Here is a 21513-nt window from a genome sequence, read left to right as displayed (position 1 = left end):
GCGCGACGATGTTCGACTTCAGCCCGGCCGAACTGACCGCGATCGCGCTCAGCCTCAAGGTCGCCACGGTCGCGACCCTGGGCAGCCTGCCGCTCGGCATCGCGATGGGCTGGCTGCTGGCGCGCACCCGTTTCCCCGGCAAGCTGTTGTTCGACACCTTGCTGTACCTGCCGCTGGTGTTGCCGCCGGTGGTCACCGGCTACGCCTTGTTGATCCTGTTCGGCACCCAAGGCGCGGTCGGGCGTTTCCTGTCGGACTACTTCCACTTCAGCTTCGCCTTCCGCTGGACCGGCGCCGCCCTGGCCAGCGCGATCATGGGGTTTCCGTTGATGGTGCGGGCGATCCGCCTGTCGATCGAAGCGGTCGACCGCCGCCTCGAACAGGCCGCCTCGACCCTCGGCGCGAACCGCTGGCGGGTGTTCTTCGGCGTGACCCTGCCGCTGGCCTGGCCCGGGCTGGTCGCCGGTGCGGTGCTGTCGTTCGCCAAGGCGCTCGGCGAGTTCGGCGCCACCATCACCTTCGTGTCCAACATCCCCGGCGAAACCCAGACCCTGTCGTCGGCGATCTACGGGCTGATGCAGGTGCCCGACGGCGAGTCCGGCGTGCTGCGGCTGGCCCTGGTCGCGGTGGCGATTTCGTTCGCCGCGGTGTTCGCCTCGGAGTGGCTGGTGCAACGGCAGCGGCGCGAGACCCACCGATGAGCGATGCCATCCTCGATCGCGACCGCAACGCGGGCGATCCGCCCCCCGACGACATCCACGTCCTCGATTTCAGCCTGCGCCGCGGCAGCTTCGAACGCAGCGTCAATATTCGCAGCCGCCATCGGGTGATCGCCCTGGTTGGCGAATCCGGCGCCGGCAAGACCTCGCTGCTGTATGCGGTGGCCGGGCTGCTGCGGCCGCAACGCGGCCGCATCGAGATCGCCGGCCGCTGCCTGTTCGACAGCGAACGCGGCATCGACGTACCGGTGCATCGCCGCCGCATCGGCTACGTGTTTCAGGATGCGCGCCTGTTTCCGCACCTCAACGTGCGCCGCAACCTGCTGTACGGCCTGCACGGCGAAGCGCGGCACTCGCCGCGCTTCGCCTTCGAGGCCATCGTCGACTTGCTCGGCATCGCGCCCTTGCTCGAGCGCGATACCGCCGGCCTGTCCGGCGGCGAAAGCCAGCGCGTCGCCCTGGGGCGCGCGCTCTTGTCCCAGCCGCACATCCTGTTGCTGGACGAGCCGCTTTCGATGCTGGACATGAACCGCCGCGACGAACTGTTGCCTTATCTGCAGCGGGTACGCGACGAGATCGCGTTGCCGATGATCTACGTCAGTCACTATCCCGAGGAAGTACGACGCATCGCCGACGAGGTGCACACTGTCGGTGCCTGAGCGCGTCGGTTGCGCAAGCCTGGCGCGCAGCGTTCGGAGGAACGCTTCGAATCGACGGCGATGCCGTCAGCGCTTGACGTCGACCGGAACGAAGGTGACCGACCGGCCCTGGAACACCGGCTTCATGCCCGAACTGCCGGCGACGAGCTCCAGGGCACTGCGCGCCGGTATGCGATCGACCTGCAGGCTGACGCCCTTGCCGCTGTCGTCGAGCACCTGCGGATTGGTCAGGATCAGGCCGGCCTGGGTGGCGATGCGACCGGCGACTTCGCGCGGCATTTCATCCCTCGCCGCGAGGGAGACCATCGGTTCGCCGGGCACCGAGTGCAAATAGACCGATTCGGTCTTCGGCGCGTCGGCGGGTTGGCCGGCCCATACGCCGAAACCGGCGGCAGAGGCGACCAGGGCGAGCACAACTACGCCGATTGCGACCCGCTTCGGCGCAGGCAAAGGTTGCTTGAGCATGAGAATTCTCTCCTTCAAAGGATGGGCTTGCGCCCAGTGGCATGCCAACGGCGAAGGGTTCGCCACCAGCAGGGTTTTCAACATCGCTTCGCCGTAGGTACGCCGCGAGCGGGGATGCCGGGCGAGCACGCGCAGATCGCAGGCCAGCTCCTGGTCGTGGCGGAAACGGCGCACGGCGTAATGCAGCAGGGGGTTGAACCAATAAACGCAACGCAACAGAACGACGAAGGCATTGACGTGCAGATCGCCGCACCGGATGTGGCTGCGTTCGTGGGTGCGGATCAAGGCCTGCTGTTCGATCGAGTAGCGCGTGTCGAAATCGCGCTGCACCACGATGCGCGGCCGCAACAGGCCGAGCGCCGCCGGCAACCCGAGGATCGCTTCGGCTTGATAGAGGCCGTCCTCGCGGCGCGCGACGCGGCCAAGCCCGCGTTGGAAACGCCGTTGCTGGCCTAAGGTCGCTACGGCCATGACGATGGCGCCTGCAAGCCAGACGGCGAGCAGCCAAGGCATCGGGTCGAAATCGGACGACGCGGCCGCCTGCATCGATGGCGGCGGGATCGGTGCGGCGCTTGCGCCGGCGACCACCGCAGGCAATCTGTGCCCTGCCCTCGGCAGCAACACCGCGATCATCAGCAGCGGCACCAGTGCCCAGGCGGCATAGCCGATCGCGGCACCGAAAGCGCGGCGCAGCGGCAGGCGCGCGGCCAACACGAACAACACCGCCAGACTCGTCGCCACCGTGGTTTCGATCAGCCAGGTCGTCCATTCCGTACCCATGATCATGAGTCGCTCTCCAAACCGCCGGGGATTGCCGTTGCGTTCACGGCGCCGCATCTTGATGCGACACGCCTGCCAGCGACGTCAGTGCGCGTCATCGTCGAGCTCGTCGAGCAGTTTGCGCAGATCGGCGATGTCCTTGCGGCTGAGCTTGCGCTGCTCGCTGAAGTGCGCGACTAGGGGCGCGACGCGGCCGTCGAACAAACGGTCCAGCAGGCTGCGGCTCTCGCCCATCACCCAGTCCTCGCGCTTGAGCACCGGCGCGTACAGATAACGGCGGCCGTCCTTGTCGGCGCGCACGGCCCCCTTGTTCAACAGCCGGTTGAGCAGGGTCTTGATCGTCGCTTCCTGCCAGTGCTGACTGTCGGCGAGCGCGGCGATGACCTCTTCGGCCGACTGCGGGTGGCGGCGCCACAACACGTCCATGACGAGAGATTCGGCTTCGCTGATCTGCATCGTTTACATCCGTAATTTTTACTTAGATTACGCCTGTAAACGTTGCTGTCAAGCCCGCCCTCGGCGGAATGCGATACTGCTCGCATGACCGCTCCCGCCCGCTTCGATTCCCTCGACGACGCCGTCGCTTTCCTCTACGAACGGCTGCCCGGCCCACTGCATGTCGGTGCCCCGCTCGGCCTGGGCAAGCCGCATCGGCTGCTCAATGCGCTGTACGCCCGGGCCGAACGCGAAACCGCGCGTCCGCTGCATCTGTACACGGCGCTGTCGCTGGATCCGCCAGGAGCCGGCAAGGGTTTGGAGGGGCGTTTCGTCGGTCCGTTCGCGCAGCGCCATTTCGGCGACGACTTCCCGCGCCTGCGCTATGTGCAAGCGCTCAAGCGCAACACCCTGCCGGCGCATATCGAGATCGAAGAGTTCTATCTGCAATCGGGCGCGCTGCTCAACGCCGTCGCCGCCCAGCGCCGCTACGCCAGCCTCAACTACACCCACGTCGCACGCGCTCTGGCCGACCGCGGCGTCAATGCCATCGTGCAGAAGGTCGCGGCCGAGCCCGGCGGCGATCGCCTGTCCTTGTCGTGCAACACCGACCTGACCTGCGATGCGGTCGACGCGATCGTCGCCCGCGGCCTGCCGCGGCCGGTGCTGATCGCCGAAGTCGATCCGCAACTGCCCTGGCTCGGCGGTAGCGCCGCCGTCGACCCCGGCTTTTTCGACGCAGTGGTGACTCCGCCGGGTCCGCATCCGAAACTGTTCGGGCTGCCCCGGCAACCGGTCGCCGACGCCGACTACGCGATCGGCTTCTACGCCAGCACCCTGGTGCGCGACGGCGGCACCCTGCAGATCGGCATCGGCACCCTGGCCGATGCGCTGTGCCATGCGCTGGCGCTGCGGCATACCGACAATGCGGCGTACTTGCGGGTGGTGAAGGCGTTGGGGGTCGAGGTGGACGAAGCGGGTGCGCCGGTTGGTCACACCGCTTCTAGTGCCAATAACCTGGCCGGAGGCCGTAACGCGATGGCACCGGTTGCGTCGCTTGGACAACCTGCTTCTAGTGCTAATGACCTGAGCTTGGGGCGTAACGCGATGGCGCCAGTTGCGCCGCTTGGACCATTTAGCACTGGGCTTTTTGGCTGTTCCGAGATGATCAACGAAGGGTTTCGGCGTCTCGTCGAAGTCGGCGTGATCAAGCGCAAGGTCGTCGACGACCTGGAGCTCATGCGCCGGCTCGACGACGGCAGCGCAAGCCCCGCAGACCATGCGCGGCTCGAAGACGAAGGCGAATTCCTGCAGGGCGGCTTCTATCTGGGCTCGCCGGACTTCTACCAGTGGCTGCGCACCTTGTCGGACGAGCAACGGCGCGGCATCGGCATGCGCCGGATCAGCGAGGTCAACGAACTCTACGGCGGCAACGAGACACTCGAACGCCTACAACGCCGCGATGCGCGTTTCTTCAACAGCTGCATGATGGCGACCGCGCTCGGTGCGGCAGTCTCGGACACGCTCGACGACGGCCGTGTCGTGTCCGGCGTGGGCGGCCAATACAACTTCGTCGCCATGGCGCATGCATTGCCGAACGCGCGCTCGGTGTTGATGCTGCGCTCGACCCGCGAAAGCGCCGGCACGGTGCGCTCCAACGTGGTCTGGAACTACGCCCAGGCCACCATTCCGCGCCATCTGCGCGACGTCTACATCACCGAATACGGCATCGCCCACCTGCGCGGCAAGACCGACGAGGACTGCATCGAGGCGATGTGCGCGATCGCCGACACGCGCTTCGCCGGCGCCCTGCGCGAAGCTGCACGCGCCTCCGGCAAGCTGGCGCCGGGCGCGGCGCAGCCGGCGTCGAGCGCACGCGGCGGCGCCAACACCCCGGAACGTTTGCGCGACCTGCTCGCCCCGTTCCGCGCCGACGGCACCCTGCCCGACTATCCGCTCGGCAGCGACTTCACCGAAGTCGAACAACGCCTCGTCAAGGCGCTAGGCCTGTTGAAGGCCAGTACGACCACGCGCGCGGGCACCGCCCGCACCGTGCTGCGGGCCTTGTTCTCCCGGCCCGACCACGACCGCGAGGCCATGCAACGGATGGACCTGGTACGACCGGCCGGCCTCGGCGACAAGCTGCAGGCGCGACTGCTGTCGTGGGCGCTGGCACAAGACGGGCAAGGCTGAGCTCGCTTATTCAGGCCTAGTGTCCAGCGTAGACCAATCGAGGCGCTGCGGGCCGCAAGTCCATCCAGATTCGTTGCCGTTGCCGTTGCCGTTGCCGTTGCCGTTGCCGTTGCCTTGATGAGCTTGGCGCAGGATCGAATTTGCGAGAACACCCAGAGACCCGGAGGGCGCCGCACAGGACGTGCGGCGTTATTCGATAAGACAGGGATGTCTTATCGAAAAATCCCGGCGCGCGCACCGACCTCGCAGGGGAGCTTCGTCAAGGAGAGCCCTTTTCTTTGGTTATCTTTCTTTTGGGCTTAGCAAAAGAAAGTAACCCGGCCGCGTCAGCGGACGGAAGCCTTGCTGTGGCTGTTGCTTCATAGCTCTGCGGCAAGAAGCGCCGCAACCGCCAGCGGCGCGGTCGCGGCTCGCGCCGCTCCTACCCCGGCGAAAGCACGCCGCATCGATGAATGACATCGGCCTTGGGGCCTCTGCGCGTCCCGCGGTCGCGGCTCATGACCGAAGGAAATCCAGTAGGACGCCGCTCCTACAGGAGAAGGATTCGCAAGGCTCCGCTCTTCAAGCAAGAGCCGACCCTCAGCCCCCCTGCGTCTCGCCCGCGGGCGCCCGCTTACGCGCCGATACGCGAGCGAACAGCCGATGCCCGAGGCGGATGCCCGGTTTCTCGACGAAGCGATAGGTCAACCACGCGGCCGGAATCGCCAGCGCCAAACTGATCGCCGCACAGCCGGCATACGCCGCTCCCGGCGGAAGGTGCTCGTACGACCGTGCGAACACGCCATACAAGAGCGACACCACAAACGGATGCACGAGATAAAGCGAGTAGCTGATCGTACCCAGGAAACAGGTCGCACGATTCACCAGCAGCCGATTATTTGCCAGCAACAGGCCGAGCAGCATCGCGCCGTAGAACACGGCGCTCTGGTTCCAACCGCTCAACCCAGGCACCGGCGGCAGCATCCGATAGAACAATAAGGCGTTGCCGATCACGCCGACCAACAACAGAGCAACGCCGAGCGGTCGGCGAATGCGCACGGGCTTGTCGCGCAGGCATAACCAGAGCTGAAACAGGACGCAGCCCCAGGCCAATACCAGCCAATGCGTCAAAGCCAGCAGCAAGGGCGCGATGCGGAACCACCGGTTCAGATAAAAACTGCGCAAGGCCACGCCCGATGCGGCATGGCGCGGCCAGGTCAGGGACAACGAAAACGCACTCATGACGAAGAACAGGGCGACACGGGTGACCGCCCATCGACGAACGGCAGGAGCGCCGCTGGCACGGCGAGATCGGGATCGGCCATCGCCATGACGTGATAGATCACCACATACAAGGCGGCCAGTCCGCAGCGCATCCAACTGGGGCAAGCGGGACTGCAGCGGCTCGGTGTCGAGGTCTTGTGCCATGCCATGTCATGGCCTCGGCAGCTAAGGAAGGACTCGGTCGCCGGCGCGATCCGCCGGAGGGCGTCATCCGGCTCGGTTCCGGATCGGCCCTGAGCCTCGTCATGGGTTGGTGCGACCGCCGGAGCGTCGTCGCACCTTGCCTTGCAGGCCCACGCCGCCGAGGGGCGGCGCGGCCTGCCGGGACCGGTCAGGCCAGGTTCTTGACCGCCGACACCACGCGCTCGACGGTGAAGCCGAAGTGCGGGAACAGGGCCTCGGCCGGGGCCGAGGCACCGAAGCCGTCGATGCCGATCACGTCGCCGTCCAGGCCGACATACTTGCGCCAGAAGCCGGTGACGCCGGCCTCGATCGCAACGCGCTTGCGCACCGCATTGGGCAGCACCGACTCACGGTACTCGAAGGGCTGGCGGTCGAACACGTCGCTCGACGGCATCGACACCACGCGCACCTTGAGGCCTTCGGCGCTAAGCACGTCGGCAGCCTGGGTGGCGAGACCGACTTCGGAACCGGTCGCGATCAGGATCGCGTCCGGGGTGCCTTCGCTGTCGCGCAGCACGTAGCCGCCGAGCGCGATCTGCTTGACCTGCTCGTCGTTGCGCGGCTGATGCATCAGGTTCTGACGCGAGAAGATCAGGCAGCTCGGGCCGTCCTTGCGCTCGATCGCCGCGCGCCACGACACCGCCGACTCGACCGCGTCGCAGGGACGCCAGACGTCGTTGTCGGGGATGTAGCGCAGCGACGCCAGATGCTCGACCGGCTGGTGGGTCGGGCCGTCTTCGCCGAGACCGATCGAATCGTGGGTGTAGACGTGGATCGCGTGCGCGCCCATCAGCGCGCTCATGCGCACGGCGTTGCGGGCGTAGTCGCTGAACACCAGGAAGGTGGCGTCGTAGGGGATGAAACCGCCGTGCAACTGCAGACCGTTGCTGATCGCGGTCATCGCGAATTCGCGCACGCCGTAATAGATGTAGTTGGCGTTGGGGTCGTCGGTCGCGACCGACTTGCTGCCCTTCCACAGGGTCAGGTTGGAATGCGCCAGGTCGGCGGAACCGCCGATCAGTTCCGGCAGCAGCGGCGCGAAGGTTTCGATCGCCATCTGCGAGGCCTTGCGCGAGGCGATGGTCGGGCCGTCGGCCTGCAGCTTGGCGATGTAGGCGTTGGCCTGGGCGAGGAAGTCGTCGGGCAGCTCGCCGTGCGAACGGCGGGTCAGCTCGGCGGCCTCGTCGGGATAACGCGCGGCATAGGCGTCGAACAGACGGTTCCACTGGTCCTCGCGGACCAGGCCGGTGCTGCGCGAACGCCAGCCGTCGTAGATGCTTTCCGGAATCTCGAAGTCGCCGTACGGCCATTCCAGCGCGGCGCGGGTCGCGGCGATCTCGTCCTTGCCGAGCGGCGCGCCGTGCGAGGATTCCTTGCCGGCCTTGGTCGGCGAGCCGAAGCCGATGGTGGTGCGGCAGCAGATCAGGGTCGGCTTGTCGTCGTGCTTGAGCGCGGTGTCGATGGCGGTCTTGATCTCGACCGCGTCGTGACCGTTGACGTTGCGGATCACGCGCCAACCGTAGGCCTCGAAGCGGGCCGGGGTGTCGTCGGTGAACCAGCCGTCGGTGTTGCCGTCGATGGAGATCTTGTTGTCGTCCCAGAACGCGACCAGCTTGCCCAGGCCCCAGGTGCCGGCGAGCGAGGCGGCTTCGTGCGAGATGCCTTCCATCAGGCAGCCGTCGCCCATGAACACCCAGGTGCGGTGATCGACGATGGTCAGCTCGGGGCGGTTGAAACGCTGCGCGAGCAGCTTCTCGCCGAGCGCCATGCCGACCGCGTTGGCCAGGCCCTGGCCGAGCGGGCCGGTGGTGGTCTCCACGCCCGGGGTCATGAAGTTTTCCGGGTGGCCCGGGGTCTTGGACTCGAGCTGGCGGAAGCGCTTGAGGTCTTCGATCGACAGGTCGTAGCCGGACAGGTGCAGCAGTGCGTACTGCAGCATCGAACCGTGACCATTGGACAAGATGAAGCGGTCGCGGTTGAACCACTTCGGATTGTTCGGGTTGTGGGTCAGGTAGTCGTTCCAGAGCACCTCGGCGATGTCGGCCATGCCCATCGGCATGCCCGGATGACCGGAGTTGGCGGCCTGCACCGCGTCGATGGTGAGGAAACGAATGGCGTTGGCAAGGTCGCGGCGGCTGTGCGTCGTCATGGGAGTCTGCATGCTGGGGGCTTGGAAGCCGCTCCCGACGGGACCGGCGAAGAGCCGCCATTGTCCCATCCCGGCGCCGCCGTGTCGCCCCGAACCACTGGCCGAAAGCCGCACGCCGGGCTTGCAAATGCGCGGAAAACCGCGCTGGGCCTGCTCTGAGGGCAGGATCGGTACGCTCGCCACAAGCGATCGGTGCGCTAGGCCACGAAGCCCGCAAGGCCGATCGTGCCGACGGTCGCGCAAGCCCTTGCGCAAACGAAAAACCCGCCGTTCAGGCGGGTTTTCGTGCGCTCGGGCAGCGGCCTCAGTCCGCCAGGCTTTCGGCCGGCGGATCGGCGACGCCGCGCGACACCATCGCCGCGATGGCGATGTCGCCGGTGACGTTGAGCGTGGTCCGGCACATGTCGAGGAAGTGATTGACGCCGAGGATCAGGCCGATACCCTCGGCCGGCACGCCGACCATGGCGCAGATCATCGCCACCACCGGCAGCGAGCCCGAGGGCACGCCGGCGGTACCGATGCCGCCCAGGATGCACACCAGCATCACCATCACCTGCTGGCCCAGGCTCAGGTCGACGCCGAAGAACTGGGCCAGGAAGATCACCGTGACGCCTTCGAACAAGGCGGTGCCGTTCTGGTTGGCGGTCGCGCCGACGGTCAACACGAAGCGCGACACCCGACGCGGCAAGTGCAGCTCGTCTTCGGCCACGCGCAACGCAGTCGGCAGGGTGGCGTTGCTCGACGCGGTCGAGAATGCCAGCACCATCGCTTCCTGTACGCCCTTGAAGAACTCCATCGGCGAGCGGCCGCCGATGAACTTCAGGGCCAGCGAATAGACCACGAACAGATGGATGGCGAGCGCAGCGACCACCACCGCGACGTACTTGGCGAGCTTGAACAACAGGTCCCAGCCGAACGCCGAAGCCAGGTTGAACATGAAACAGAACACCGCGTACGGCGCCAGCTTGATGACCAGGCCGATCAGGGTCATGGAGATGTCGAACAGGCCCTGGATGCCTTCGCGCAGAGTGTCCACGGCCTTGGAGCGGGTCAGCACCATGCCCACGCCGATCATCAGGGCGAAGAACATCACCGCGAGGATGGCGTCGTCGGCGGCGGCCTGGATGACGTTGCTGGGCACGATCGAGACCAGCATCTGAATGCCCTTGGGCGCATTGGCGCTGCCCTGGACGATGCTCTGCGCGCGCTCGGCGTTCTCGCTCATCAACAACTGCGCCTGGGCCGGGTCGACGCCGGCGCCGGGCTGAAACAGGTTGACCATGACCAGGCCGAGGATCACCGCCAGCGCCGACATCAGTACGGTCAGGCCGAGCGTGCGCCAACCGACACGGCCGAACGAACGGATGTCGCCCATCTCGCTCACGCCCATGACCAGCGCCGAGAACAGCAGCGGGATCACCAACATGAAGATCAGGCGCAGGAAGATTTCGCCGGCCGGGCCGGTGACGGTTTCGGTGAGCAGCTTGAGCAGCGGGCGGCACTGCCAGGCGATGTCGGCGCCGGCCGTGGTGGCCGGACAGACCTGGCCGGCCAGTTGCGCGTAGGTGACGCTGCCGATGCCGGCGGCGTAGACGATCAGGCCGAGGACGAGGCCCGCGAGGAAGCCGATCGCCATCTTCCAATGCAACGGCAGCGGCTTGCGCGCGTTAAGGTTTTCGCTCATGAATCCGGCCTGGCCCAAACAGCGGGCAGGATACACCAGGGGCTTGCGGCGGCCTCGCTGCGTCGCAGCCATACCGGCCGAGGCCGGCGGAGCACGCGTCGGCGGGCGGAGCGGCGATCGCGGCGCCCGCTCAGGGCGCCGGCCGGCTTAGGAGGGCTCGTTCGAGCATGGCTCGCTCGAACATGGCTCGCTCAAGCAGGGCTCGCTCAGGACGGCTTGCGCGGGGGATACAGCGGCGGCAACGGTGACGCTGCCGTCTGCTCCGCCTCGTGCCACGACGGCCCCTGGGCGAAGGCCTGACGCAGTTGCGCACGCGCGGCGACGCCGTCGCCCCCGCCCCAGCGCGCGCGGCGCAGGGCCTGTACCGCCTCGCGCTGGGCCGGATCGGCCAGGCGCTCGACCAGTTCGTCGTCGTCGGCCGCCGGCGGATGCGCCAGCGAACGCAGCACGGTCGCGATGTGGTCGAAATCGGCCAGATCGATCATCTGGCGCAAAGCCGGCACGTTGACCGGCACGCGTTTCACCGCAACGCTGGCCTCCGCAGTGGCCTCGGCGCCCGGTTTCGGCAGCAAGCTGGCCGGATGGCTGCGCAGATGCAAGGCCCAGACCAAGGTCGCCAACCACAGCGCCGCGAACAGCAGCGCCGCCAAGGCCCAAGCGCTGGAGATGCCGCCCGCGGGCGCGGCGCCGACAGCCGCTCCCGCCGCACCGGCCGGCAAGGCATCGGCGAGGGTCGTGGCCGCCCCTGCGGCACCCGCAGCCGCAGGAGCCGCGGCGGCCGCACCGCCCGCCGCCGCGATCGTCCACGACAGCGGCGGCAGCGCGCTGCTGCGCGGCTTGCCGGTGGCGACGTCCCACCACTCCATGCGCAGGCCGTCGAGCCGGGTCGGGCCGGTGCGCGAGGGCACCAGCGAGAACTTGCGCGTCAGCTTCACCCGAGGGCGGCCGTCGGCGAAACCGTCGTCGGCCTGGACCGGCTCGGGAAACACTTGCACGCCGTCGATCGGCGGCAGTTCCAGCCCGGGCAACTGCGCCGCGTTGGCGCCGTCGACCGTCGCCTCGACCACCAGGGTCGCCGCGCTGCCGACTCGCAGTTCCTGCGGCGTGGAGCGATAACGCAGGCTCAGGTCGTGCAAGGGCAGCCACGGCTGCGGCGCGTCGGCCGGCAGCGCCTGCACGTTCAGATTGCGCGGCCGGGCGCGCGCGCGCAGTTCGTCGCCGCTGCCGCCCATGATCTGGTCGATGAAGCTCGGCGCGCTGCGCCCCTCGAACAGCGCCGCCGGCACGCTGAGGGCGCCGCTGCGTTCGGGCACCAGCAGGAAACGCCGTTCGACCACGGTGTAGCGGCGTCCGGCGATATCGCGGCTGTACTGCGCGTCGTCGCCGACCCGCATCAACGACGCGCCCTCCGGCACCGGCTGGTCGATCTTGCCGGCCAGCAAGGGCACCGCCGCGTACAGGCGCACCACCCAGCCCACTGCCTGTTGCACGTAGGGGCTGAGGTCGTCGGCCTCGCTCTCGATGAAGACGTCGCCGCCCGCGCCCTGCGGCGCGCTGGCCGGTTCGCCCAGCACTTCCAACGCCAGAGGCTGGGTGCGCTCGCTGCCGACTTGCAGCGCCGCAATCGCGATGCGGCCGCTGCGGCGCGGCTGCAGCAGCACCGAGAATTGGCTGCGCACGGCCAGGCCGTTCTTGCCCGGCACCATCTCGCTGTTGCTGCGGCTGGCGCTCAACACGAAATCGCTGCGCAGCGGAGCGAAGTCGGGACTGTTGCCGAGCGAGCCGGTGGTCTCGACGTTCAAGGTCACCGTTTCGCCGGCATTGATGCGCTCGCGGTCGAGCCAGGCGCGCGTTTGCGCGAACGCGCCCGTGCTGAGCGTCGCCAGCAACAACCACAACCCAAGTTGGCCCATCCATCGCGACATCGGTTTCAATCCCCTCGCAGCGCTTCCATCTGGCGCCGCTCGTATTCGATCTTGAACTTCTCGCGCAGCAGGCCGCCCGGATCGTCGGGGACGCGCTTGAGCCAGGCTTCGTTGGCGAGCCGGCGTTCGCGCTCGGCCGGTGTTTCCTGCCCGGGCTTGCGCCCGGCGGCAGGCTGTTGCGCAGGGTCCTTGCCCTGGCGCGCGAGTTCGCGCTGCATGCGTTCGCGCTGGGCCGCATCGGCCTTGCGCTGGGCTTCGCGGTCGGACGGCTTGGATTCGCCACCGGGCTTCGGCTGGGATTGGGCGGGGTCGCCGGAGTCCTGCGAGGGCTTGGGCGGCACGGGCTTCGGCGACGCCGGCGACTGCTGCGGTTGCCCGCCCTGCTGCCCCCCCTTCTGCGAATCCTGGCCTTGGCTGTCGTTCTGGCCGTTCTTGCCGTCCTGCGATTTCGAGTTTTTGCCGTCGCCACCGCCCTTCGGCGGCGGCGGGCGCTTCATCGCCGCTGCGACTGCGCGCTTGTTGGCCAGGGCGTCGGCCATGTCGGGCTGCAGCTTGAGCGCGCGATCGTAGGCCGCGATGGCGTCCGGATAACGCCCCTGGCGCGCCAGCGCGTTGCCGAGGTTGTACTGCGCATCGGCGCCTTGCGCGCGCTGATAGAGCTCGCCGGCACGCTCGAACTCGCCCTTGCGATAGGCCTGGGTGCCTTCGCGCATGCGTTCGTGCGCGGCCTGGTCCGGGCGCTGCCACAGGCCCTGCGCTTGCGCCGGCTGCATCGCCGGCCAGCACAGGCAGACCAGCACGACCGAGGCCACGCCGCTGCGACGGCGGAACGCGAACAAGGCCAGCAGCATCAACAGCGGCAACAGCCAATAGCCGTTGTCTTCGCGGGCCAGGCTCTTCTCGCCACGCGCGCTGCCGGCCTCGGTCACCTCCGGCGCCAGCAACCGCAGCGTCTGCAAGTCTTCATCGCCGCGGCCGATGCTCGCGTAACGACCCTCGCCGTCGGCGGCGAGTGCGCGCAGCGAATCGGCATCCAGCTTGACGTTGACGATGCTGCCGTCGGGACGCTGGAACGGGGTCGCGGTTTCGCCGCCCAGGCCCAGTACCGAGACGCGATAACCGCGATCGGCCGCCTGCGCCGCGGCGCGGCGCGCGGCCGCGTCGGCACGGTCGGTCATCAACACGATTTCGCCACGTTCGAAACCGGCCTGGGCGAGCAGGCGCGCGGACCATTCGACGGCACGGTCGCTGCGCTGGCCGTCGCCCGGCATGACATCGGGCGACAGCGCATCCAGGAACACCGCGACGTTGCGCGCGTCGTCGGTCAGCGGCGCCACCGTATAGGCATCGTCGGCGTATACGACCAAGCCGATCTGGCCGCCATCGCGCAGCTTCAACAAGGTCGCGAGCTTGGCCCGCGCCTGCGCCAGCCGCGTCGGCGGCAGGTCGCCGGCCAGGGTCCGGCTCGACAGGTCCAGCGCGATCACCAAGGGCGTGCTGCCCTGCCACAAGGGCTGCTCGCTCTGGCGCCAGCTCGGCCCGCTCAGCGCCAACACCGCCAGCGCATAAGCGAACACCGCCGTCGCCGCGGCGAAACGCGAACGACGGCCGTCGCGGCCGTCGAGCAGATGCGGCAGCAGATGCGGATCGACCGCGCTGCGCCACACGCTGCTGCGATTGCGGCGACGGCGCCACACCCACGCCAACAACGGCAGCGCCAGCAAGGCCCATAGCCAATGCGGACGCAAGAACTGCAAGGGCGCCAGATTCTGCAGCCACAGCGACGGGTTCATGCCAGCCTCCGTCGCGGCCACGCGAAGGCCAACAGAGCCAGGGCGAACGCGGCCGCCAACGGCCAGACATAGCGTTCGATGCGTGGCCGCACCGCTTTGCCGGGGCGCTGCACCGGTTCGATGCGGTCGATCTCGGCGTAGATGCCGGCCAACTCGGCGGTGTCGCGGGCGCGGAAGAAACGCCCGCCGGTGGTCTGGGCGATGGCGCGCAACGAGGTTTCGTCGAGCGGATCGCCGCCCGGCACCGCGATCTTGAAACCGAACAGAGACAAGGAACCGTCGCCGCCGAAGGCGATGGTGTGGATGCGCACTTGATGATCGCGCGCGAGCTCGGCGGCCTTGTTCGGATCGAGCGCACCGGCGGTATTGACGCCGTCGGTCAGCAGGATCAGCACGCGCTGGCCGGAAGGCTGCTCGCGCAGACGCTTGACCGCCAGGCCGACCGCGTCGCCGATCGCGGTTTCCTGCCCGGCCAGGCCGACCACACTGTCCTTGAGCTGGTCGCGCACGGTGTCGCGGTCCAGGGTCAGGGGCGTGAGTACGTAAGCTCGGCGACCGAACACGATCAGGCCGATGCGATCGCCGACGCGGCGATCGAGAAAGTCGGCGAGTACCGCCTTGGCGGCGGTGAGGCGGTCGACCGGCGCATCGTTCAGGGCCATGTCCGGCTCGCTCATGCTGCCCGACAGGTCGAGGGCGAGCATCATGTCGCGACCGACCTGCGGCGGCTGCACCGCTTCGCCGAGCTGCTGCGGGCGCGCCGCGGCGATGCACAACACTGCCCAGGCCAGCCACAGCAGCCAACCCGCACTGCCGCCGCGCAGGCTGCGTCCGCCCACTGCGGCGATCGCATCCAGGCGCTCGCCGAACGGCACCTTGAGTGCGGCCGAAGCATCGCGCGCGGCCGGCAACAGCCAACGCGCAAGCAAAGGCAACGGCAAGGCCAACAGCCACCAGGGCCATGCGAACAATTCGCGCCAATCGCTGAGCAAGGACATCAACGCGCCCCCATCCAGCGCAGGAAGCGTTGCCGGGCGAGTTCGCGCAAGGCCGCGACCTGGGCCGCATCGGCCTCGCGCCGATAGCCGCCGTCGAGCAACAGGCGCCCGGGGCCGTCGACGAAGTCGCTGCGCTTGCTGCCGCGATCGAGGAACTCCAGCCACTGCTCGCCCTGCAGGCGATCGGCCTCGCGATCGTGGCGACGCGCGGCGCGACGCAACAGCTCCGACATCGCCGCGACTTCGGCCGCGGGCGTGGCGACGGCTTCGAGTGCCTGATCGAAGACCCGCGCGATGTCGCGCCGCCGCCGTTGCCGGCGACGCTGCCAGAGATATACCGACAGCGCGACGATCGCGACCACGGCGATCAGCATCCACCAGCCCGGCGCCAGCGGCCACAGGGACGGCGCATCCGGTTGGTGGACATCGCGCAGCGGCAAGGTCGCATCCATCACGCCACCAACGGCCGCGAACGGCCCAACAGCGGCAACCACGATTCGCTCGGCGCCTCGGTCGACAAGGCCTGCACGCGCACGCCGCGCGCCGGCAGTTTCTCCAGCGCGACCTGTACCGGCGCGACGAACTGATCGTGCCAACGCTTGCGTTGCGCATCGATGCCGAGATCGAGTTCGACCCGCTGGCCATCGCGGCTGAACGGCAACGCCGTCTGCGGCGGCTCGGTTTCGATCGGATCGGTCAGCAGCAGCACGATCACTTCATGATGTTGGGCGAGCACCGGCCAGCGGCGCTGCGGCAAGGCCGCGATGCTGGCCGGGTCGGCGAGGACGATCAAGCGCGAACCCGGCCGCAACAAGCGCGCGGCGTGATCGAGCGCGACCTCGAGGCCGGCATCGTCGGCCGGCGGCTGCGCATACCAGCGCACCATCGCATCGAGCACGCGCAAGGCGCCGCGCGGGCCCGAAGCCGGCGTCACCGGCGGTTCGCGCAGACTGCCGCGCAGCGCGGCGATGCGGTCGCCGTCGCGCGCCGCGGCCCAGGCCGCGACCGCACCCGCGCGCGCCGCCTGCACCGACTTGAAGCGTACGCGGGTACCGAAATACAGCGAAGGCGCGGTGTCGGCGACGATCAAGGTCAAGCGCTCGCGCTCGGCCTGGAACAATTTGGTATGCGCGCGGCCGGTACGCGCGGTCAGGCGCCAATCGATATGACGCGCATCGTCGCCATGCGAATACTCTCGCGACTCCGCATATTCCATGCCGCGCCCGCGCAACGGCGACAAGGCCTGCCCGCTGACGCCGTGACGGCCCAGGCGCGCGCTGCGGCGCCCGCTGACCGCCGCGCGCAGCGCGACCAGTTCCGCCAGCCCCGGAACGATGCCTTCGCTCATCGGCCGATTCCGCTTGCGCGCATGTCGCCGTTACGAATCCCGGATCCCGATTCGCGCATCGCGGCGCTCAAGGCAACGGCACCTTCTTGAGCAATTCCCCGAGCAGGCGGTCGCCGTCCCAGCCTTCGGCGGTGGCCTCGTAGCTCGGCAGGATGCGGTGACGCAGCACTTCCGGAGCGATCGCACGCACGTCGTCGGGGGTGACGAAATCGCGGCCTGCGAGCCAGGCATGCGCGCGGGCGCAACGCTCCAGCGCGATCGAACCGCGCGGGCTGGCGCCCCAGGCGATGCGTCGCGCCAGCGCCGCGTCGTAGCGCGCGGCGTCGCGCGAGGCCAGCACGATTTCGATCAGGTAACGCTCGACCGCCGGCGCCACGTGCAGGTCGAGCACGGCCGCGCGCGCGGCGAACACGTCGGCCTGCGGCATCTTCTCGACCGGCGTGGTCGCGGTTTGCAAGGTCTGGCGGGCGCGTTCGCGGGCCAGGCGCAGGATCTCGGTTTCCGCGGCGGCTTCCGGATAGCCGATGCGCACATGCATCAGGAAGCGGTCGAGCTGCGCTTCCGGCAAGGGGAAGGTGCCCTCCTGCTCGATCGGGTTCTGCGTCGCCATGACCAGGAACAACGGCGGCAAGGCATAGGTCGCACGGCCGACCGTGACCTGGCGCTCGCCCATGGCCTCGAGCAGCGCCGACTGGACTTTGGCCGGCGCGCGGTTGATTTCGTCGGCAAGCAGGATCGGGTGGAAGATCGGCCCGGCCTGGAACTCGAACCTGCCCTCCTGCGGGCGCCAGACTTCGGTGCCGGTCAAATCGGCCGGCAGCAGGTCGGGCGTGAACTGGACGCGGGCGAAATCGGCTTCCAGGCGCGAGGCCAGGGCACGCACCGCACTGGTCTTGGCCAGGCCCGGCGCGCCCTCGACCAGCAGATGGCCGTCGGCGAGCAAGGCGATCAACAGCCGTTCGATCAGTTCGGCCTGACCGACGATCTCCAGCGCGAGCGCATCGCGCAGGGCGCGGAAGGCATCGTGCAGGCGCGCGGTCTCGGCGCCGGCCTGCGCGGGAACGGTGTCACGGGTGCGATCGAGGCTGCTGTCCATCCGGTATCCAATGACGATCGAAGGCGAGATCAGGCCGATTTTGACCGAAGTTCGCCATCGGGGTTCAAAAAGCGCGATTAAGGGTTCGAAACCGCAGCGGCCGCGAACGCGGTTTGGCCGCGTCGAATCCACGCGATGTACGACGCAAGTGCTTGATTGCCGCCGTTTAAAGCCGGCTGCGGCGTCCTCGCGCGACGGTTCGAAGGCGACCGCGGCTGGGTTGCGATCCCGACTGTCATTCAGCTTGTGCGAACCGAGGGCAGAAATGCAAAGAGGGCCCGAAGGCCCTCTTTGCGATGCGACTGATCTGTCCGCCCGTCCTCGGGTCGGACGCTCGACGCCGTGGATCAGCGCTGGGTCACCTTCATCACCTTGGGGGTGACGAAGATCAGCAGCTCGGCCTTTTCCTTGCTGCGGCTCTTCTTCTTGAACAGATTGCCGAGGAAAGGAATGTCGGCCAGGAACGGCACCTTGGACAGGTCGGTGCGATCGCGGAACTCGTAGACGCCGCCGATCACGACGGTCTGACCGTCCTCGACCAGCACCGCGGTGTTGATGTTGCGCTTGTTGATCTGCGGCACCTGACCGATCGAGGTGTCGATGAAGCCCTCGATCTCGTCCTTCTTCACGTTCATGTTGAGGAAGACGCGGCCATCGTTGGTGATGGTCGGGTTGACCTTCATCTCCATCAGCACGTCCTTGAACTGGACGTTCGGGATCGGGACGCTGTTGCCGCCCTGCTGCGGCGAGATCGTCACGTAGCCGACTTCCTGACCCTGGCTGATCACCGCTTCGCGCTGGTTGCTGGTGACCACGCGCGGGTTCGAAACCACTTCGCCGCGACCTTCGGTCTGCATCGCGGTGAATTCCATGTCCAGGTTGACCCACTTGCCGAGGATCGTGAAGGCCAGCGCGCCGGCCGGATTGGCGATGCCGACATTGCTGTTGAGGCTGGCCGGGAACAGGAACGCCGGATTGGTCATCGTCTGCAGCAGCGAACGCGCCTGGTCCAGCAACGAGGTTGCCTTGGCCGGATCCGAGACACGGAACAGATCGGCGTCTGCAGTCAGCTTGCTGGCCTGGTCGCGAATGAGCTCATTCTTGGCGGTGGTGTTGCGATAGTTGTTGATGCTCTCCAGCGTGCCGCTGGTGATCACGTCGCCCTTCTGGCCGGAAACTCCGAAACGGGCGCCGAGGTCGCGGGCGAAGCTTTCGGTTGCGATGACGATGCGGGCCTCGATCAGGACCTGGTCGACCGGACGGTCGATGACCCGGATCAGTTCCTTCATCTGCACGACTTTCTTCGGAATGTCGCTGATCATCAAGGTGTTGGTGCGCTCGTCGGCGACCAGACGGCCACGCGGCGAGAGGAAGCCGTTTTCGTTGTTGCCGCCGCCGCTTTCGCCGCCACCGCCACTGCCGCCGATGCCCTTGGCCTCGGTCAACGCCTTATAAATCTGCGCGGCGTTGTGGTAGTTGATCTGGATGTATTCGGTGGTCAGGTCGACGCGGTTGTCGAGAGCGATGCGCGCGTCTTCGCGGTCCTGCTCGTACTTGGCGACCTCGGCCTGCGGAGCGACCCACACCACGTTGCCGCTGCGGCGCTTGTCCAGGCCCTTGGCCTGCAGGACGATGTCGAGCGCCTGGTCCCACGGCACGTTGACCAGGCGCAGGGTGACGTTGCCCTGCACGGTATCGGCTGCGACGATGTTGAGGTTGGACTCTTCGGCGACCAACTGCAGCACGGTGCGTACCGGCACGTCCTGGAAGTTGAAGGTCACCGGACGACCGGAGTAGGAACGAACCACGCCGGGCTGAGTGGAGCCCGTGGTGCTGCCCGCTGCGCTCGCCGCCGACTTGGCGCCGGCCGCACCGACCGCGCGATTGCCCGCCGCCGCCGTGCGCGGCACGACCTCGACGATATATTCGCGACCGGTCTGGTAGGCCATGGTGTCGTAGGCGCCGCTGGTGTTGAGCACCAACTGGGTCCCGGTGCCGCTGGTGCGCGCTTCGACGCGCTGCACCGGCGTGGCGAAATCGCTGACGTTGAGCGGACGCTGCAACGAAGCGGGGAGTTGCGCATTGCCGACGTTGACCAGGACTTCGGAGCCCTGGTTACGCAGGTCCGGCAGTGCACCGTCGCCGTTGAAACGCACGATCAGCTTGCCGGAGCCGCCGTCGCCGCGCTTGAAATCGATGTTGGCCACCGAGATCGTGCCCGGCAATTGCTTGCTCGGGTCGTTGCTCGGCGTCGGCGCGACCTGCACCGTGGGCGCCTGGACAGCGGGTGCCGTGGTCGCAGCCGCAGGCGGCGCCGCGTGGACGGCGCTGATGCCAGCCAGCAGGCCGACGACGAGTCCGGCCATGCGCGGACCGGAAGCCATGGGGCGTCGAGCCGACGGCATGGATTTGGCGTTGAGTACGATCATCATGCTATCCCCTAATCATTGATCTTCGAGCGCCACGGAAGCTGGACGTTCCAGCCAACCGCCTGCGCCGTCCGGCACCAGTTCCACCAAGTCGATGCGCTCCTCAGTCACGGCGGTCACACGACCGTCGTTCTGCCCCATGTACGCACCGGGTCGAACACGATAAGTCACTTTGTCGGGCGCCATCACCAGCGCCACCGTACCGCTTCCGCGGCCGAGCGTGCCGACCATGTCCAGAGCGTCGAGCGGAAACTGTTCGAGCAACTGCTTGCGCCGCACCTTGTCCGGACGCAGGCCGGAGCCGTCGTCCTCGTCGGTGAAGGCGGTGCTGAACGGATCGCGCAGGTCCTGCGCGGCGTATTCGAAGGTTTCGAATTGCTGCATGACCGGCAACGGATCCAGCGGCGGCGCGGGCTTGGCCTTGACCTCGGCCACCCACTTCTCGAGGTTGGGCGCGTCGCCCGGCGTACTCGAGATGCTGCGGAAGCAGCCGCTGACGAGCAGCGCCATGGCGATGGCGCACAGGCCGTTGACGAAGGAACGATTGAGAACGAAGGCGGTGCCCATCTCAGTTCTCCTCCTTTTTCGCTTTGCTCTTGCCTTTGCCCTTGTCGTCGGCGGCATCGCCTTCGGCCGGAGCTTGCGCAGCCATCTCTTCCTCGTCCAGGTAGCGGTAGGTCTTGACCGTACCGGCCAGTTCGAGCGGGCTGTTCGGCGTAATGCCGCCGACCGCGTCCTTGTTGTTCTTGCCCTTGGGCTTAAGCGAGATGTCGTGCATGGTCATGATGACCACGCGCGGCAGCGACGCAACTCCGCTAACGAAGGCGCCGAACTGATGGTAGGTGCCCACCATGCGCAAGGCGATCGGCTTTTCGGCGTAGAACTCCTTGGGAACTTCGGCGCCGGGCTGGAACAGCTCGTTCGAGATGCCGGTGGCCAGGGCCGTCTGCGAGATGTCGACGATCAGGTCGGGCATTTCGGTCTTGCTCGGCAGCTGGCGCAGCATCTGCTGGAGCTGCTGCTCCATCTGCACGAGCTGCTGCTTGAGCGGCTCCAGATTGGCGGCCCGGCCCTGCTTGGTCTCAAAGGTGGTGCGAAGATCGCTCTCTTTACGCTCCAGCCCTTCCAGCTCGGTGCGTTTGTCGCTGACGAATAACCACCAGGCCAGGCCAATGATCACCACGCCGACGAGGGCGCAGAAAATGATCTGAGCCTTTCGCGGCCAGCCGCCGATGTTGTTGATGTCGAGGTTCTTCATAGAAGCCTTTCTGCTCACGACGCGGCTCCTGTCTTGGTGGGCGCCGACGCGGGCTTGGCCGGCGCGGCAGCAGGCGTGGCGGCTTCAGCAGCCGGCTTGGCCGGCGCGGCGGCCGGTTGCGCGGCCCCCGCAGGCG

At 67.7% G+C, this 21513-nt stretch carries 17 protein-coding genes; 3 read left to right on the top strand and 14 right to left on the bottom strand.

Annotation, left to right across the window (positions count from 1 at the left end):
• Positions 1–8 precede the first annotated feature (8 nt).
• Both modB and LC490_RS11375 read left to right on the top strand, forming a co-directional pair.
• Entirely contained in the window at positions 9–701 is a 693-nt protein-coding gene (gene modB, locus LC490_RS11380) for a molybdate ABC transporter permease subunit (RefSeq protein WP_031372611.1), read from the top strand.
• 53 nt (positions 702–754) lie between these two features.
• Positions 755–1378 (top strand): ATP-binding cassette domain-containing protein, encoded by a 624-nt coding sequence (locus LC490_RS11375; protein ID WP_223620483.1) that lies wholly within the window; start codon positions 755–757, stop codon positions 1376–1378.
• Between the two features lie 66 nt (positions 1379–1444).
• Here the strand turns inward: LC490_RS11375 and LC490_RS11370 are convergent, their stop codons facing one another.
• Complete coding sequence (locus tag LC490_RS11370; RefSeq protein ID WP_223620251.1) at positions 1445–2629, bottom strand: M56 family metallopeptidase; 1185 nt, start codon at positions 2627–2629, stop codon at positions 1445–1447.
• Positions 2630–2707: 78 nt separating this feature from the next.
• The gene (locus LC490_RS11365) at positions 2708–3079 is read right to left on the bottom strand and encodes a BlaI/MecI/CopY family transcriptional regulator (protein WP_031372614.1); all 372 of its coding nucleotides are present in this window, start codon (positions 3077–3079) and stop codon (positions 2708–2710) included.
• An 84-nt stretch (positions 3080–3163) separates the two neighbouring features.
• Between LC490_RS11365 and LC490_RS11360 the strand changes: the two genes are divergently transcribed.
• Positions 3164–5251 carry an acetyl-CoA hydrolase/transferase C-terminal domain-containing protein gene (locus tag LC490_RS11360; RefSeq protein WP_223620250.1) on the top strand — a complete coding sequence of 696 codons (2088 nt, stop codon included), beginning with the start codon at positions 3164–3166 and terminating at the stop codon, positions 5249–5251.
• Positions 5252–5830: 579 nt separating this feature from the next.
• On the opposite strand, the gene LC490_RS11355 is transcribed toward LC490_RS11360, so the two are convergent.
• The 12 genes from LC490_RS11355 to pilO all read right to left on the bottom strand — a co-directional run bounded on the left by LC490_RS11355 (position 5831) and on the right by pilO (position 21395).
• A complete protein-coding gene (locus tag LC490_RS11355) occupies positions 5831–6658 on the bottom strand; it encodes an acyltransferase (RefSeq protein WP_223620249.1) in 828 nt (275 codons plus the stop codon).
• A gap of 187 nt (positions 6659–6845) precedes the next feature.
• Positions 6846–8846 (bottom strand): transketolase, encoded by a 2001-nt coding sequence (gene tkt / locus LC490_RS11350; protein ID WP_223620248.1) that lies wholly within the window; start codon positions 8844–8846, stop codon positions 6846–6848.
• 304 nt (positions 8847–9150) lie between these two features.
• On the bottom strand, positions 9151–10530 hold the full coding sequence (locus LC490_RS11345) for a dicarboxylate/amino acid:cation symporter (protein ID WP_031372618.1): 1380 nt from the start codon (positions 10528–10530) through the stop codon (positions 9151–9153).
• A 206-nt stretch (positions 10531–10736) separates the two neighbouring features.
• Positions 10737–12455, bottom strand: a complete 1719-nt coding sequence (locus tag LC490_RS11340) for a BatD family protein (protein WP_223620247.1) — start codon at positions 12453–12455, stop codon at positions 10737–10739.
• Positions 12456–12460: 5 nt separating this feature from the next.
• Entirely contained in the window at positions 12461–14248 is a 1788-nt protein-coding gene (locus LC490_RS11335) for a VWA domain-containing protein (protein ID WP_223620246.1), read from the bottom strand.
• A complete protein-coding gene (locus LC490_RS11330) occupies positions 14245–15246 on the bottom strand; it encodes a VWA domain-containing protein (protein WP_223620245.1) in 1002 nt (333 codons plus the stop codon). The genes LC490_RS11335 and LC490_RS11330 overlap by 4 nt, the downstream gene beginning before the upstream one ends.
• Positions 15246–15701, bottom strand: coding sequence for a DUF4381 domain-containing protein (locus tag LC490_RS11325; protein ID WP_223620482.1), 456 nt, complete (start codon positions 15699–15701; stop codon positions 15246–15248). Before LC490_RS11325 ends, LC490_RS11330 begins: the two co-directional genes overlap by 1 nt.
• Positions 15698–16594, bottom strand: a complete 897-nt coding sequence (locus LC490_RS11320) for a DUF58 domain-containing protein (RefSeq protein ID WP_031372623.1) — start codon at positions 16592–16594, stop codon at positions 15698–15700. Before LC490_RS11320 ends, LC490_RS11325 begins: the two co-directional genes overlap by 4 nt.
• Before the next feature lie 67 nt (positions 16595–16661).
• Positions 16662–17690, bottom strand: coding sequence for a MoxR family ATPase (locus LC490_RS11315; RefSeq protein WP_031372624.1), 1029 nt, complete (start codon positions 17688–17690; stop codon positions 16662–16664).
• Between the two features lie 347 nt (positions 17691–18037).
• Complete coding sequence (pilQ, locus tag LC490_RS11310) at positions 18038–19957, bottom strand: type IV pilus secretin PilQ (protein WP_223620481.1); 1920 nt, start codon at positions 19955–19957, stop codon at positions 18038–18040.
• 177 nt (positions 19958–20134) lie between these two features.
• Positions 20135–20629: a pilus assembly protein PilP gene (locus LC490_RS11305; RefSeq protein WP_051885112.1), complete on the bottom strand. Its 495-nt coding sequence runs from the start codon at positions 20627–20629 to the stop codon at positions 20135–20137.
• Positions 20630–20687: 58 nt separating this feature from the next.
• The gene (gene pilO / locus LC490_RS11300; RefSeq protein WP_223620244.1) at positions 20688–21395 is read right to left on the bottom strand and encodes a type 4a pilus biogenesis protein PilO; all 708 of its coding nucleotides are present in this window, start codon (positions 21393–21395) and stop codon (positions 20688–20690) included.
• Positions 21396–21513 lie beyond the last annotated feature (118 nt).

Source organism: Lysobacter sp. ESA13C, from assembly GCF_019970005.1.
Classification (GTDB): Bacteria; Pseudomonadota; Gammaproteobacteria; order Xanthomonadales; family Xanthomonadaceae; genus Lysobacter; species Lysobacter antibioticus_B.
This window is presented reverse-complemented; position numbering and strand designations above follow the sequence as displayed.